14 protein-coding genes, 1 other RNA gene and 1 riboswitch are annotated in these 14,744 nt (G+C 35.5%); of the genes, 7 read left to right on the forward strand and 8 right to left on the reverse strand.

Annotated elements, in window-relative coordinates; translation table 11 throughout:
• Positions 1-97: 97 nt before the first annotated feature.
• The 4 genes from deoC to HZY91_RS03425 are packed head-to-tail and all read right to left on the reverse strand — an operon-like array spanning position 98 to position 3,000.
• On the reverse strand, positions 98-745 hold the full coding sequence (gene deoC / locus HZY91_RS03410) for a deoxyribose-phosphate aldolase (protein ID WP_197114822.1): 648 nt from the start codon (positions 743-745) through the stop codon (positions 98-100).
• A complete protein-coding gene (locus tag HZY91_RS03415; protein WP_197114823.1) occupies positions 732-1,523 on the reverse strand; it encodes a 16S rRNA (uracil(1498)-N(3))-methyltransferase in 792 nt (263 codons plus the stop codon). The genes deoC and HZY91_RS03415 overlap by 14 nt, the downstream gene beginning before the upstream one ends.
• Positions 1,523-2,479, reverse strand: a complete 957-nt coding sequence (prmA, locus tag HZY91_RS03420) for a 50S ribosomal protein L11 methyltransferase (protein ID WP_197114824.1) — start codon at positions 2,477-2,479, stop codon at positions 1,523-1,525. Before prmA ends, HZY91_RS03415 begins: the two co-directional genes overlap by 1 nt.
• Entirely contained in the window at positions 2,476-3,000 is a 525-nt protein-coding gene (locus tag HZY91_RS03425) for a DUF3013 family protein (RefSeq protein ID WP_197114826.1), read from the reverse strand. Before HZY91_RS03425 ends, prmA begins: the two co-directional genes overlap by 4 nt.
• A gap of 235 nt (positions 3,001-3,235) precedes the next feature.
• Between HZY91_RS03425 and gpsB the strand changes: the two genes are divergently transcribed.
• From gpsB to HZY91_RS03440, 3 genes are all read left to right on the forward strand, one after another.
• A complete protein-coding gene (gpsB, locus tag HZY91_RS03430; RefSeq protein WP_197114835.1) occupies positions 3,236-3,577 on the forward strand; it encodes a cell division regulator GpsB in 342 nt (113 codons plus the stop codon).
• 27 nt (positions 3,578-3,604) lie between these two features.
• Positions 3,605-3,991, forward strand: an RNA gene (rnpB, locus tag HZY91_RS03435) — RNase P RNA component class B.
• A 112-nt stretch (positions 3,992-4,103) separates the two neighbouring features.
• Positions 4,104-5,231 carry a THUMP domain-containing class I SAM-dependent RNA methyltransferase gene (locus tag HZY91_RS03440; protein ID WP_197114837.1) on the forward strand — a complete coding sequence of 376 codons (1,128 nt, stop codon included), beginning with the start codon at positions 4,104-4,106 and terminating at the stop codon, positions 5,229-5,231.
• Here the strand turns inward: HZY91_RS03440 and HZY91_RS03445 are convergent, their stop codons facing one another.
• Positions 5,232-5,648, reverse strand: coding sequence for a ribonuclease HI family protein (locus HZY91_RS03445; protein WP_197114839.1), 417 nt, complete (start codon positions 5,646-5,648; stop codon positions 5,232-5,234).
• Between the two features lie 40 nt (positions 5,649-5,688).
• Here HZY91_RS03445 and HZY91_RS03450 point away from each other — a divergent pair, with 40 nt between their 5' ends.
• The gene (locus tag HZY91_RS03450; RefSeq protein WP_197114841.1) at positions 5,689-6,663 is read left to right on the forward strand and encodes a tetratricopeptide repeat protein; all 975 of its coding nucleotides are present in this window, start codon (positions 5,689-5,691) and stop codon (positions 6,661-6,663) included.
• 73 nt (positions 6,664-6,736) lie between these two features.
• Here the strand turns inward: HZY91_RS03450 and HZY91_RS03455 are convergent, their stop codons facing one another.
• Positions 6,737-7,153 (reverse strand): DUF2187 family protein, encoded by a 417-nt coding sequence (locus tag HZY91_RS03455; protein ID WP_197114843.1) that lies wholly within the window; start codon positions 7,151-7,153, stop codon positions 6,737-6,739.
• 88 nt (positions 7,154-7,241) lie between these two features.
• Positions 7,242-8,165, reverse strand: a complete 924-nt coding sequence (locus HZY91_RS03460) for a diacylglycerol/lipid kinase family protein (protein ID WP_197114845.1) — start codon at positions 8,163-8,165, stop codon at positions 7,242-7,244.
• Between the two features lie 107 nt (positions 8,166-8,272).
• Positions 8,273-8,369: riboswitch (THF riboswitch) on the forward strand.
• Between the two features lie 39 nt (positions 8,370-8,408).
• Here HZY91_RS03460 and HZY91_RS03465 point away from each other — a divergent pair.
• From HZY91_RS03465 to HZY91_RS03475, 3 genes are all read left to right on the forward strand, one after another.
• Positions 8,409-8,966: a folate family ECF transporter S component gene (locus HZY91_RS03465; RefSeq protein ID WP_197114847.1), complete on the forward strand. Its 558-nt coding sequence runs from the start codon at positions 8,409-8,411 to the stop codon at positions 8,964-8,966.
• Between the two features lie 169 nt (positions 8,967-9,135).
• The gene (trhO, locus tag HZY91_RS03470; RefSeq protein WP_197114849.1) at positions 9,136-10,107 is read left to right on the forward strand and encodes an oxygen-dependent tRNA uridine(34) hydroxylase TrhO; all 972 of its coding nucleotides are present in this window, start codon (positions 9,136-9,138) and stop codon (positions 10,105-10,107) included.
• 26 nt (positions 10,108-10,133) lie between these two features.
• Positions 10,134-13,358 (forward strand): transglycosylase domain-containing protein, encoded by a 3,225-nt coding sequence (locus tag HZY91_RS03475; protein WP_235991447.1) that lies wholly within the window; start codon positions 10,134-10,136, stop codon positions 13,356-13,358.
• A 269-nt stretch (positions 13,359-13,627) separates the two neighbouring features.
• On the opposite strand, the gene ccpA is transcribed toward HZY91_RS03475, so the two are convergent.
• Positions 13,628-14,632 carry a catabolite control protein A gene (gene ccpA, locus HZY91_RS03480; protein ID WP_197114859.1) on the reverse strand — a complete coding sequence of 335 codons (1,005 nt, stop codon included), beginning with the start codon at positions 14,630-14,632 and terminating at the stop codon, positions 13,628-13,630.
• Between the last annotated feature and the right edge of the window lie 112 nt (positions 14,633-14,744).

Here is a 14,744-nt window from a genome sequence, read left to right on the forward strand (position 1 = left end):
CTTATTATAACTTAAAGCTTATCAGAATAACAATATTAGTCTTCAACTTATCTACTATAAAAAAGTACTCAATGACCTTAGCCATTGAGCTTATTTATTATTCTTCACTGACTATTTTTATTCCTTTTGAAGCACCAATTCTAGTTGCCCCAGCTTCAATCATCTCAATCGCTTCTTTTCGATTACTTACTCCTCCAGAAGCCTTCACGCCCATATGAGGTCCTACTGTTTCCCTCATCAATTTTACGTCTTCCACTCGAGCTCCTTCATGCGAAAAACCAGTAGATGTTTTCACAAAATCAGCTTTCGCATTAGCAGCACATTTACAAGCCTTGACTATCTCTTCCCTTGTAAGTAGGGCTGTTTCAATGATCACTTTTACAATTATCATTTCAGGAACAGCATTTACAATTTCTCTGATTTCTTGTTCTACTTTTTGCCAATCACCATCCTTCGCAGCACCAATATTCATCACCATATCAACCTCATCAGCACCCTTAGCTACTGCATCTTTGGCTTCAGCAATTTTGATTGTACTCGTACTTGCTCCTAAAGGGAATCCTATCACTGTGCATACTTTTACTTCTGAATCCTCTAAAGACTGCTTCGCTAATTCTATCCATGTTGGATTAATACACACAGACATAAAATGGTATTGTTTTGCTTCACTGCACAACTTTTCGATCGCTTCTCTTCCTGCCTCTGCTTTTAATTGAGTATGATCAATAAATTTATTTAGTTCCATGATTTTCCTCCTGAAAATTAATTTCTAATGCATATGAGATTGCACTTAAGGCATAGATTGGAGCCGTTTCTGCTCTCAGAATTCGCGGACCCAAACTACATAATTTGAAACCTGCTGCCTTAAATGCAGCTACTTCCTTTTCACTCAATCCACCTTCTGAGCCAAAGACAAATAAAATTTCTTCACCCATTTCCGTTTGGGATAGAAGATTAGCAAAATAATGATGGTTCCCTTGTTTGGCTATCTCTTCATAAGCCAACCATTTGTGTTGATACTTGAGACTAGAGTCCAGTAATTCTTTTAAAGTTTTAATAGAAAGTATCTCTGGAACAAGGGCTCTTTTACTCTGTTCAGCTGCAGAGTGCGCTATTTTCTGCAATCGATTTTGTTTCTGTTGTGCTTTTTTTGAATCCCACTTAACTACATCCCGAGTTAAAGATAAAGGCTGAAAATAAGCCATTCCACATTCAGTAGCCTTTTGTACAATCATTTCTATTTTTTCATTTTTGGACAGGCCACAAGCAATGGTAACTTGTACAGGTAATTCTATTTGGTTAGCGTCATATGAAGATTTCTCAAAGACTTTTAACACAGCATAACCTTCTACTGTATCAACTAAATTCGCTAAAAAATGTTGGCCATTACAGACTATTTGAACCGTTTGCCCATTTTGTCCTCTCATTACATTAAGAAGATGATGGCTATCCTCATGACTTAGCTTAACGTACTCTCCCACCACTAAATCAGAGTTTTTCTTTTGAATAAAATACTGTTGCATTATTTCCCCTTCTTCTTAAGAATAATACCTATCCAATTTCTCAGTTGATTGATTTGAATGACTTCCCACTTCTGAGAATCTAAAGCAGAAAGAATCTCTTCTTGTTTCTCCTTTAGAATTCCTCCTAAAACCAAGTAACCTGAGTCATTGAGTAAGCGATATGCATCATCAAACATCTCAACCAAAATATGAGGAAGTATATTGGCAATAATAATATCTACATTAATATTGATCCCTTGTAGTAAATCATTAACAGCAAATTCAACTGGAACTTCACGCCCTTCTTTAATCAACTCATTAATCTTAGGCTGAAATGTTAAATTATTTTTTGCTGCTTCGACTGCTTGAGGATCCAGATCATATCCCCATACTTTACGAGCTCCTAAACAATAAGCAATAAAAGACAGAACTCCAGATCCTGTTCCAAGATCTATCACCGTTTCATTTCCTCGCATGACAGTCTCTAAAGCTTGAGCTCCCAATTGTGTAGTTGGATGGTCTCCTGTTCCAAAAGCAATTCCTGGATCTAAAAAGATAATCTTTTCATCTAAATTTAACGCCTGATAATCTTCCCAAATTGGAACAATTTTAATAAATCGAGTGATGTGCTGAACTTTATAATATTCCATCCAGTTTTCTTGCCAATTTTCTATCTTTACCGTTTGAAAATCAATCTTTTTTTCTCCCTCAATGTCACTTTCTAATCTATTGATCAGATCAATAATATCAATTTCATCTTCAAAATAGCCGTATACTTCTGTCATGTGTTCTAAATAAGATACAGGTAATTCTTCTGGAATTTCTCCAAATAAATTAGGATGACTTTCTAAATATCCGGGTGCATATTTAACTTCTGTTCCTTGAGCACCTAATTCAAATAATAAGTGAGTGACATACTCTATAAAAGTTGCATCTTTATTAGCAAAAGATATCTTCACACTTTGCCAATGAGTCATTTAATAATCCCCTCCTGCATCAAACTATTTCTTACTGGAGAGATAAAATTTAGTGGTAAGCGACTAAACCTTCCATGTTCCTTTAGCTTATCTACTTGTTTATAGTAAGCTTGCCAATCCCAAGTTAAAGCAAACGTTAATCTCTGATCATCATTTAGAAACTTTTCCCATTCCATCAAACAAGAAGAGGCAATCAATTTTAATTGTTTAACCAACGCCTCTAAATCCCCATAATAAATTCCTTTTTGTTGATCAAATACATAACATAAAAAATATTGGTCTTCTGCATAAGTAATGGGATAATTAGTTATTAAGACATTGGCTTGATAAATCACCTGTGAATGATCTGTTTTAACCCCTTCATAATCTACCAATTTTTGATTATTAGAATTAGGCAAATTAAATTGGAGGCTAATCACTAGCTCTTCTTTTTCTTCTTCATAAGTCACTTGCCACTCACATTGAAAGTGATGTTCTTCCATCAATTTGATGCAGATTTTATATAAATTTTCAACCTTCATATCACACCCCACTTTTCATTAATATTATGACCGAGTCAGTATGTTATTTCAATGAAAAGCCTCAAAAAAGTCAATGAATATACTAGCTATTTCTTTACGGTAATGTCATAATAGATCTTAGATTATCTAAAAAAGATAAATTTTTCTTTGAAATTTTCTTCCAAAAAGTATACAATACCTTCTGGTGTTTCAAATTTTCAATTTGAAAAATATTTTAGCAAACGAGGTGAACTTCATGGCAGAGAAAAACTTAACCGCAAAAGATATCTTACAGAAAGAATTTTCTCGATCTATGCGTGGCTATAATGCCGCTGAAGTCGATGAATATCTCGATAGCATTATTCGTGATTATGATTCGTACCAAAAAGATGTTGTCTTTCTTAAAAACGAAAATGAACGCTTGATATCTAAAGTAGATGAATTAACTAAACAATTAGCATTAGCCAAGAAAAATGTTCCATCATCACCAGGATCTGGTGTAACAAACTTTGATATTCTCAAACGTTTATCTAATCTAGAAAAACACGTATTTGGGGCAAAAATCTCAAATGCTGATGCCAACATCGAAGAAAATTAATAATAGCAAACATTGAGCAACATAGTGAATTTCAGGTAATCGCGGTCAATTATTTGACTGAGGAAAGTCCATGCTCGCACAAGCTGCAATGCTTGTAGTGTTCGTGCTTAGCGAAACAATAAGCTAAGGTAGCCTTCGGGCTAACGGCGGAAGAAATTTCTAAGGTCTTTAAATGACTATGAATAAGTATTCTGTAACGTGCCACAGTGACGATACTTTATGGAAACATAAAGGTGGAACGCGGTAAACCCCTCGAGCGAGCAACCCAAATTTGGTAGGGGCACTCTTTAGAAGGAATGAATTGTTGAAAGAAACAATTAACAGACAAAGAGACAAGATCACTTGTAGATAGATGATTACCCCTTGATAAAACGTACCTATCATTTTATCAAGGACAGAACATGGCTTATCGAAATTTACTACCCATAGGTATTTACGCTGAATGACTGCTTAATATAAATAAACACGTTTCTATGAGCAATCATTTGCCTAACAGAAACGTGTTTTTTTATAGAAAGGATTGTATATGAAAAAATATCCCCTACTTGCTACAGCTGCTGCTGGAATAGAATCTTTAGTCAATCGTGAATTAAAAGATTTAGGCTACCAAACCCAAACAGAAAATGGACGTGTGCGTTTCGAAGGAAACGCCATAGACATCGCTAAAACAAATTTATGGCTTCGTACAGCGGATCGTATTAAACTCATTGCTGGAGAATTCAAAGCTTTATCGTTTGAGCAACTATTCGATCAAACATATAGTATACCTTGGGAGAATCTCCTTCCTCTTGATGCAGAATTTCCAGTATCCGGAAAATCAATTAAATCAAAACTTTATTCAGTTCCTAACTGTCAACGAATCGTTAAAAAAGCTATCGCAAAGCGTTTAATGGACTATTATGCTCGTAAACAACCTTTACCTGAAACAGGTGCAAAATATCCTATCGAAATTTCTTTATTAAAAGATCACGCGATGATTACACTTGATACCAGTGGAACTTCTCTTTTTAAGCGAGGCTATCGTACCGAAAAAGGGGGCGCCCCTCTCAAAGAAAACATGGCTGCAGCTCTTGTGATGCTTACCACTTGGTACCCTGATCGACCTCTTTATGACCCTACCTGCGGATCTGGAACTATTCTTATTGAAGCTGCTTTAATGGGCCATAATATCGCCCCAGGTCTTAAAAGAAAATTTGCAGCAGAAGAATGGCAATATTTCCATCCAGAAGTGTGGAAAATTGAGAGACAAGCAGCTGAAGCTACTATTCAACATGATGTAGATTTAGAACTTTATGGTACCGATATTGATGCTCGTATGATCGAAATAGCCAAAAGAAATGCCGAAGCAGCTGGTGTCGCTAATAGTATCGCTTTTAAACAAATGCAACTTTCTGATTTTGTTCCAAAGAAAAAATACGGGATCCTAATTTCCAATCCTCCATACGGAGACCGGCTGTTGAATGAAGATGAGGTTCATAAGATTTACCAAGAGATGGGAAATATTTATCGAGAGATGCCAACTTGGAGCAAATATATACTTACTAGCGATGAAAATTTTGAAATTTACTACGGAGAAAAAGCAACTAAAAAACGCAAACTTTATAATGGAGCTTTAAAAGTCAACTATTATCAATTTTGGGCGACAGAAAAATAATTATAATACACGAACTTTTCCTTGTCGGTGAAGAGCCTGCTTGGCTAAATGATCTGCAATGCGATTGTCTTTTTCCGGCACCCAATTCACAAACAGTAATTTATACTGCGCAATTAAATACAATATCTCATCTAATTGACGCTTGTATTGTTCTGATTTAACATATCCCTTTTCCACCGACTGAGCGACAATTTTACTATCAGTCTTAATAAGGATCATTTCGTCAATATTGATTTCGTGCTGTTGAACCCATTTTAGGCCATAAAATAAACAACAAAATTCGGCTAAATGATTATCTTGTAGTTTTGACAGATATATTTTCTCTTGATATTCTTGTCTATCTTGCTGAATATAATAGGCTAAGCCCGCTTCCTGCGTTTTAGGATTAAAAGCAGCATCAATATGAATAAGTAACATAGTCCACCTCTTTTATACTGAAAGGAGTCGATCCACCTTTATGTCGGATATTCTAAATTTACCAAATAATGCAGAAAATTACTATCGGAAAGCACAAAATGCGTTAGAAAACAACAATTTCGCTGAAGCTATTCATTTGCTCGAACAAAGTTTTGCATTAGACGCAGATCCTAAAATTTTCACTGAATTAGCTCGTTTGTACTTACTTATTCAAGATACAGACGCCATGCAAAAATTATGGGATCATAATTATCCTCATCAAGTTGATCGCTTTCAAACAGAATCTCTTGCAACTCTTTACGCCTTATCTTTAGAAATTCTAAAAGACTCAAGTCAATCTTTATTAGAACTCTACCAAATAAAGGATCATTTCATAGAACAGTCATGGTCTACCGACCAAATTGATCTCTTGATCCATGAATATAAACAGGCTAACGAGTTCGAACAAGTCATCAATAAGATCAATGATGAAACAGATGCTAAAAAACTAATCGATAATATTTTAAAATTAGGGATAGATAAACTCGCTATAAGAGTCAAATATCTCTATCGTTTTGCAAATCCATCTGCTTTTATTGTGTTAGATTCTTTACTCAAGCACTCTGACGTACCACACTTTATTAAAAGTGATATTCTACATTATTATCTTTACCAAAAAATTGATAAACAAGTTACACTTTATTGGTTTAGCCAGTCCTATGTTCTAAATACCAATCAATTAAAAGAATATCGTTCTAACTTTATTTATAAAGAAATTGTAAATTTAATTCAAGATTATACAGACCAAAATAATCCTAATTTTTATACTGAATTAATTCAAATTTTTAATCTGATGGTAATGGTTTTTTACCCCTTTATTGAAAAAGCTATTCCCAATGCACAAGATTGGTTCCAAATATTTCTTCACTATTATGATCTCGAAGAATATAAGAATGGGGACCCTGATCCCACTATTGTAAAATACTTAGAAACTGCAATAGAAGAGATTAGTCAACTTACCATCAACACACCCTAATAAAACCAAAAAATCACCTTTATACCTCTTGTATATAGGGTGATTTTCTATTTCAACTAAATAGTTATGATCATTAGTTTTTATCTTGAGAATCTATTTCATTAGAAATAGTAGGTTGAGGATTTAAGATAATTTCTTTATCCTCTTCTTGTGGTGGTAAAGAGATAAAATCAATAATATCCTTATAATTCACAATGGTCTTATCTTCTATAATATCCTGCATCATGGCATCTGATTCTTGCCAATAAATATCAACTACTGCACTGTTCGCAAGCAGTTTCGTTATGATACCAGCCATATCACTCCCACGAAATTGGAAAGTTATCTTATCCCCTATATCAGGGCGAACTGACTCTTTAACTTCCTCAATCATTTTAAGACCCGTTTCATAATCAACATCTAATAAAGATGCAATACGTGACTTACTTGTACCACGTCTCAATTCTTTACCGATTAGCGAACGTTGTCCTTCTGAAAGCTTTTTCGACATGCTATCCCTCTTTTCTTATTCCAAACAAAACTCCAAGCCTCATATTCATTATACCATACTTCTCTATTATACAGACGTAAAATGCCCCTTAGCTTTCTTTGGGTACTAACATTGAAATAGCCTTCTGTATAATTTCAACTTTTAGAGGAAGACTTGGTCCTTGATCTCCATCAATATTAGCCACCAGCTCATCTTTACTTTTTACATTAATTGCCTCAACGGTAAATTGTTTACCCCTTAAAACCAGAATATAATCATTATTTGTATAGCTAGTTGGCAAGCCTTGGTCTTGTATTAACGTTTGAATACTAGAAATTGCCATCGAATTTTTAAGGGCAATAAGAAAAGCTTGTCCATCATCAAATTTTGCCTCTGGTAATAAGTTTTCTACACCTCCTACACTCGATGTTAAAGCAATCAATAATAAATTGGTTTCTAAGTCGTAGCTTGTTTGATTTTCATCAGTAATTCTTAAAGCTTGAGGATACCCCTCAAAAAAGGCCTTAAAACCGTTCATTATATATGCCAAAATACCAAAACGATTTTTTTGTTGCGATTCAGTTTGTAAAACCGCTGTGGGAATTGACCCCAAAGCTAAAACGTTAATAAAATAATGGTCATTAACTTTTGCCACATCAACTTGCATTTCCTCCAAATTTCTAAAGCATTCAATCGTTTGATTCGCTATTAATGGATATTCAAGTGCACGTGCTAAATCATTCACTGTTCCCAAAGGAATAAAGGAAAATTTCGGTCGTTCAAGTTCTTCCAGCGTCATCAATCCTGAAATAACTTCATTAACCGTTCCATCTCCGCCTAAACAAATGACCGTATCAAAATTGTCTTGTAACGAATGCTGAGCCCAAATTTTTGCATCATTTAGAGTTTGAGTAAGCCTTATTTCCACCTTTGCCTGATAATTTTCCTCTAATAGATCTTTTAAGCTTAAGGCATGTACTTCTGCCAATCCCTTACCTGAACCTGGATTAGCAATTACCAGTATCTTTTCCATCTCATCACTCCTATAGTATCTCAATTATACCATAAATGCTTAACTTCTCTGTCAACTACCTTCCCTTTCCCCTTCATATGAGTTATAATATTCCTAATACAATACATGACAGAGTAAAAGATAGAGCGTTAAGTGCTATTGGATGGGATGTAGCCAATAGACGAAAAGATTTTTTCTTGCGGTACTATCTTTGCATTCGCTGCATTTTTTTGTGGCGCTCTTGTCGAAAAGGAGCGTTTTTTTATGGAAAACACAAATATCAACCATCCAAAAGTCTATGGCAAAAAAGGAAAACTTTCTACCCTCCAACTCACAATAATGGCTCTTTTACTAGCCTTCAGAATTTTATTAGGCTATATTCCATCCTTAAGACTCGGTGAGATTGCTTCCGTGGGGATTGGATTTTTAGGGACTGCTCTTTCAAGTGCTATTATTGGACCATGGTGGGGAATTATCTTATCGATGTTGACTGATATCATCACAGCATTAATTGACGGTTATACTTTCTTTTTTGGTTATACGCTGAGTGCAGGTGTAGGTGGATTAATATATGGGCTTTTCTTATGGCGAAAAGAACATAATTGGAAGAATATTTTCCTATCGGTTCTCTTAATTACTATTTTTGTCAATTTAGGCTTGGGGTCTCTTTGGGTTAGAATGATGTCTGGCCAAGCTTGGAAAGCTTTTATGCCACTCCGAATTGCAAAAAATGCTTTTACTCTCCCTACTAACACACTCATTCTTTTGTTTGTTTTCAAAATTCCTATGATTCAAAAATTAATAAAAAAATACCAATTTTAATACTATATATCCCTTCTAGCCTTGCTAGGAGGGTTTTTGATTACTGAGTGATGAAATTTGATTTACATTTTGATGAAAAATGCATTGATGTTGAGACTTTAGCAGTTTTTACGTATAATATTATTCTATGAGAAAATAAATGTAGCTTGCAACTACAGGAGGAATTTAAATGTCAAAGAATTATCGTGTACTACTTTTTTATAAATATCAAACAATTGAAGATCCAGATGAATTTGTCACAGAACATTTAGAGTATTGTAAAAGTATAGGTCTAAAAGGACGTGTCTTGGTTGGATCTGAAGGAATTAACGGCACCGTTTCAGGTACAATTGAACAAACAAAAAAATATATGGACTATGTTCATTCGCTACCCGGCTTCGAGGATGTATGGTTTAAAGAAGACCTTGCTGACAACTTTGCACACAAAAAAATGTATGTCCGACACCGTGAAGAAATTGTTGCTTTAAATCTAGAAGATGATATTGATCCCCATCAAATCACGGGTCAATACCTCAATCCTAAAGAATTTCACGATGCTCTATTAGACGAAGATACTATTGTTCTTGATACCCGAAATGATTATGAATATGATTTAGGCCATTTTAAAGGGGCTATTAGACCTGAAATTCGTAATTTCCGTGAACTCCCAAACTGGGTCCTAGAAAATAAAGATAAATTTATGGAAAAGCGCATTGTGGTATACTGTACAGGTGGGATTCGTTGCGAAAAGTTCTCTGGTTGGATGCTTCGCGAAGGATTTAAAGATGTTGGGCAATTACATGGTGGAATTGATACTTATGGAAAAGATCCTGAAATAAAAGGAGATCTGTGGGAAGGTAAAATGTATGTTTTTGATGAGAGAATCTCTATCCCTATTAACCATGTCAATCCAAGTGTCGTTGCTAAAGATTATTTCGATGGCAAACCGTGTGAACGTTATATCAACTGTGGTAATCCTGAATGTAACGAACAAATAATTGCATCAAAATTAAATGAAGATAAATATTTGAGAGGGTGTTCTGCAGAGTGCCGACGACACCCCAGAAACCGTTATATTAGCGAAAACAATCTATCCACTCAAGAGTGGGAAGAACGCTTAAATGCTATTGGCGAATCTTTAAAGAATACTCATACTGCATAAACTAAGATAGATAAGGGGGTGATGTAATGGTAGATAAACAGAATCCGTTTAAAAGCCATGAACATCCTTCATCAAATCAAGATGTAAATAGCACCACATCTTTACAAGGAAATCATAGAACATCTAATCCTTATAAAGAATCTACAAGTGAGACTTTACGTCAAAGACAAAAACAAACTTATTTTTCGCCTGAAGAAGCCCGGAAGCGGCGACAAGAAAGAATATCTCAACTTGAGAAAATGCAAAACGATGAGGAAGTGGAGCAGTCCTATTCTCGCAGAAACATTTCTAATTCTAAGAGGGACAATACGCATCAGGAGAATATCAAAATCTCAAGCAAAAGATCTTCTCACCGCGTCCCGATCTTATCAGGAATGGGACTATCAGAAGACGAAAATTTTTCACCACTTGACCAAGATCAAGAAAAACCATCTAAGCAAGATTCTATTCAGAACCGCACTGCTTACAATCAGTCTAATACCGAAAAGCTCTCAAAAAGTAGTCTTACCTCTCTATATGAGAATGATCCTAGCCTAAACAATAGTTCTAATCAATCTTTTTCAAACGTTTATGCTAACGAAGACGATGCAGAGTTCGAAGAAACAAACTGGTGGTTACGCCAAAAATATAAAAGACAAAAAAGACATCAGAAATTAAAAGAACAGTATTCATTATCTGATTATAATTGGAAAGAAAAATTAGCGCTTATATTTGCCGTTCTAATTAATATTATTAAACACTTTCTAATTTTTATTTTAGTAGCAGGTCTTTTATTGGGTGCTTTAGTCGGAGGAACTGGTCTAGGATACTTTGCAGCGCTTGTTGGAGAAACAGAGCCCCCTACTAAGCAAGAGATGGCTGAATCAATTAATCGACTTGAGCAACAGTCTACTCTTTATTATGCATCCGGACAGCCCATTGCAAACGTTAGATCAGATGTTGTTCGATCAGTTGCGTCAATCGATGAAATTTCACCCAACATCATTAATGGTTTAATTTCAATTGAAGACGAAGCCTTTTATGATCATCCAGGTGTTAATCCCAAAGCTACTCTAAGAGCTGTTTTGCAAACTTTGCTAACAGGTTCCGGAACAGGTGGCTCTACCTTAACACAACAGCTGGTCAAACAACAATTACTCACAAACGATGTAACTTTCTTTCGAAAGGCCAATGAAATTCTTTTAGCACTTCGACTTGAAAATTATTTTTCAAAAGATGAAATTTTAACGGCCTATTTAAACGTCTCTCCATTTGGAAGAAATAATAAAGGAGAAAATGTTGCTGGTATCCGTGAAGCTTCTGAAGGTATCTTTGGTGTTCCACCTGAAGATGTTAATCTAGCGCAAGCAGCCTTCTTAGTAGGCTTACCTCAAGATCCATATAACTATACCCCTTACAACCAATTTGGAGAATTACGAACGGATAATTTTGAAGCTGGTATCAAGCGAATGAAGGCAGTGCTTTACAGCATGTATCGCAATCAAGTTATTGATAGAGCAACTTACGATGAAGCCATTCAATATGATATTGTCGGTGATTTTCTTGAACCAGAAAAAGTTCCTGAAGATAGACAATCATACTTATATCAAGCCGTCATGAATGGTGCCATTGAACAAATTATGGCTTTAAATATCGAAGAAGATGGTTATACGATTGAACAAGTTTATGCAGATGATGAATGGTATAATGAATATTTCTATGACGCTGAAGAGCAGTTACGTACAGGTGGATATCATGTTTATTCAACAATCGATAAAGAAATTTACGATCAACTCCAACAATCTGCTCAAGCTCATGATGATGAGTTAGGGATTAGCTATGAAGGCGTCTATATAGACCCTAATACAGGTGAAGAAGTCTATTATGTAGAAGATGTCCAAGCTGGAATGGTTGTTCTGGAAAATGAGACAGGCAAAGTTTTAGGCTTTGTTGCAGGGACTGATTTTGAAAATAACCAAATTGATCACGCCTTTGGTATGCATCGATCTCCTGGTTCCACCATTAAACCAATGGCAGTCTATGCCCCAGCAATTGAACATGATTTGATTTATCCTGCAACCATTATTCCGGATACAGAGTTTGTTGAAACGTATTCTGATGGAACAGAATGGCGACCAACAAACTATGGAATGGTCGTTTCTGGAGACTATCTTACTGCAAGAACTGCTCTTCTTCGTTCAGATAATATTCCAGCAGTCAGAGTCTATGAAGAAATTCGCAATCAAAACATACCGGTCATCGACTATCTAAAATTAATGGGCTTTAATACTGTTGATTCTTATACAGAAGAAGATACACAAAACTTAGCATTCTCTCTAGGAGGAGTCACAAAAGGACCAACCGTTTTTGAACAAACTTCTGGTTTTACAACCTTTGCCAATAAAGGCAACTATGTAGAAGGCTATTATATTGAAAAAATAGAAGATTCCTTTGGGAATATTGTCTTTGAACAAAATAAAGAACCCGTACGAGTCTTTAGTGAAGATACTAATTATTTAATGGTCGATATGCTACGTGACACAAACACTGAAGGAACAGGTCGCCGCGCAGCTGAATTAATGGAAGTGAACGGTGATTGGATCGCAAAATCTGGAATTAGTGAAAATTCAAAAGATGTGTGGTATATTGCCTCAACACCTAAAATTACCATTGGTTCTTGGATTGGTTACGATAGTCAATACGGAGATTTTGTCATAGATATTAATGATGGTTATGGTGGAGAAAGTCTACGAAGCCAAACATTCTGGGCAAATGTTGTCAACGATCTCTATGCACTTCGTCCTGATATATTTGGTACGGATCTCAAATTCGAGCAACCAGAATCTGTAGTGAAGCAATCCATTCTTGAAAAAACAGGTACACTCCCAGGTACAATTAGGATAAATAATCGTCAAGCATCATTATCGGGTCCTTTGAGAGAAGATGTATTCAAACGATCAAATCCTGCCGCTGAACTTACTTATGATTTCCTATTTAATGCTTCTGATGAAGAACTTCAGCGTTTCTGGGCTGCCTACTTGTCAAATAGTAACCAGAGACAAAGAAATAATAACAGCTCACAAAATGGAGAATCCAATAATAACACGAATGGTCAAGAAGCCACAACTGATCCAATGTCCCCGACAGATCCTTCTGACGGAGATACTGATACAACCGTGACACCTGACCCTACGGTTCCACCTGATCAACCAGATGAACCTGAAACACCTCCTGGTGGTGAAACCCCTCCAGGAACTGATCCAGCTCCATAATTTGGGCTTTCTCTTAACAAAAACTCATCCTGATCTATTTGAAAGAGATCAGGATGAGTTTTTATATTAAAATTACACTTGTTATTTCATATTAGCTAAAATTGTTTACAACTATTCGAATAATAAATTTTATCTTTTAGAGAAGTTGTTTCTTCTTTTCTTTACGTAAGGCCCTAATAAGTCCTATCGCTTGAATGACTAATAAAGCCAATGAAAAATATATTTTTAATTGGTTCATACTATTATTTCGCATAGTCCTTACTCCTCACTTATTTCTTTGTAGAGTCACGGTGAATTAGTTTATGTGGTAGAACAATTTGTAATTCTTCAATTTCTTCATCATTCATTATCTTTGTTAATAACCGCATCGCAACTGCCCCCACATCATATAATGGGTATTGTAAACTTGACAATTGTGGTCGAGTATACTTCGTCAAAACGGAGTTATCACAAGCAAAGATTTCAAATTCATCTGGAACCTTAATTCCCTTATCCGTTAATGAATTGATAATGGTGACCGCAATAGAGTCACGAGTTGCAATAACACCAGTTGCTTTCGCCGCAAGCAATTGATCTACAATAATATCTCCTTCATCATCTGTAAAATCATTCTGAATGATCAAATCATCATCGACTTCAATATTATGTTTAGCTAAAGCCGATTTATAACCTGGAATCCGATGAACCTCATTTACAAAATAACGTGCTTGATCAGTGACAATAGCAGGTCTTTTTCCTCCTGAATTCAATAAATATTCTGTCATCTCTTCAATTGCTAGACGAATATCAATCGAAACAGTATGAAGGTCTGGGTCATCTGTCACCATCCCAGCAATTACAACAGGAATTCTAGAAGTTTTAATAGCTTTTTTCACTTCTTCTTCAATATGATAGCCCATGTAAATAATCCCATCAACTTGTTTCGCTTCTAGATTATGAAACACATTCACTTCTTTATCTACACTTTCATCTGCATTAGCAAGTATAATATCATATTTATACATAGCAGCAATGTCATCAATCCCTCTAGCCAGAGCAGAGAAAAAAACATTGGTAATATTAGGAATAATAACCCCTACTGTCGTGGTTTTTTTACTAGCAAGTCCTCGCGCAACTGCATTCGGTCTATAATCCAAGCGTTCAATAACTTCTGACACTTTTTTGCGAGTACTGGGCTTAACGTTTGGATTTCCATTTACAACACGTGAAACAGTTGCCATTGACACACCAGCCTCACGAGCCACATCATAAATGGTGATTGTTTGCTTTTCCATGACTCCCCTTCTTTCACTAAATAGTTACACACAAAATTTAACATAAGACACTCAATATTGCAAGCGGTTTCGATCTTGTAATGTTACGTTTTCATGAATTTACATTATAACA

Source organism: Facklamia lactis (assembly GCF_015863205.1).
In the GTDB taxonomy this organism is placed as follows: Bacteria; Bacillota; Bacilli; order Lactobacillales; family Aerococcaceae; genus Facklamia; species Facklamia lactis.